The following is a 786-nucleotide window of genomic DNA, read 5'->3' on the forward strand; positions in this document are numbered from 1 at the left end:
CTTGTTCCAGATTGTTAAAGAGCAAAATAATTCGCAGCATACTGTCGCCAATATACTCTGAACTACATTTAGTATGGTGGAGCTAAGCGGGATCGAACCGCTGACCTCCTGCGTGCAAGGCAGGCGCTCTCCCAGCTGAGCTATAGCCCCATACAGAAATAGACCGTCATCGTCTGTTCAATCAACTCGCTTAGCCGCCGGGTATTTCAACGCGAGTAACGCAGTGTGCGCCAGCACATGAGTCACGCAGCGTCTGAAAGACACCAGGATAAGTAGAGTTGGTAGGCCTGAGTGGACTTGAACCACCGACCTCACCCTTATCAGGGGTGCGCTCTAACCACCTGAGCTACAAGCCTGTTACGATAACCTATTCTCTTCTTTCATCAGACAATCTGTGTGAGCACTGCACTCAACGCATCTCAGGTAAGGAGGTGATCCAACCGCAGGTTCCCCTACGGTTACCTTGTTACGACTTCACCCCAGTCATGAGCCACAAAGTGGTCAGCGCCCTCCTCGCGGTTAAGCTACCGACTTCTTTTGCAACCCACTCCCATGGTGTGACGGGCGGTGTGTACAAGGCCCGGGAACGTATTCACCGTAGCATGCTGATCTACGATTACTAGCGATTCCGACTTCATGGAGTCGAGTTGCAGACTCCAATCCGGACTACGACAGACTTTGTGTGTTCCGCTTGCTCTCGCGAGGTCGCTTCACTTTGTATCCGCCATTGTAGCACGTGTGTAGCCCTACTCGTAAGGGCCATGATGACTTGACGTCATCCCCACC

Annotated in this window: 2 tRNA genes and 1 rRNA gene; all 3 read right to left on the reverse strand. The window is 52.3% G+C overall.

The features are described 5' to 3' along the window. Positions 1 to 74: 74 nt before the first annotated feature. Positions 75 to 150 (reverse strand) — tRNA-Ala (locus C6H66_RS25465). 129 nt (positions 151 to 279) lie between these two features. Beyond that, a tRNA-Ile gene (locus C6H66_RS25470) sits at positions 280 to 356 on the reverse strand. Between the two features lie 68 nt (positions 357 to 424). After that, positions 425 to 786: ribosomal RNA gene (locus C6H66_RS25475) — 16S ribosomal RNA — on the reverse strand; the annotation flags it as partial.

This window comes from Photorhabdus hindustanensis (genome assembly GCF_002968995.1).
GTDB classification, from domain to species: Bacteria; Pseudomonadota; Gammaproteobacteria; order Enterobacterales; family Enterobacteriaceae; genus Photorhabdus; species Photorhabdus akhurstii.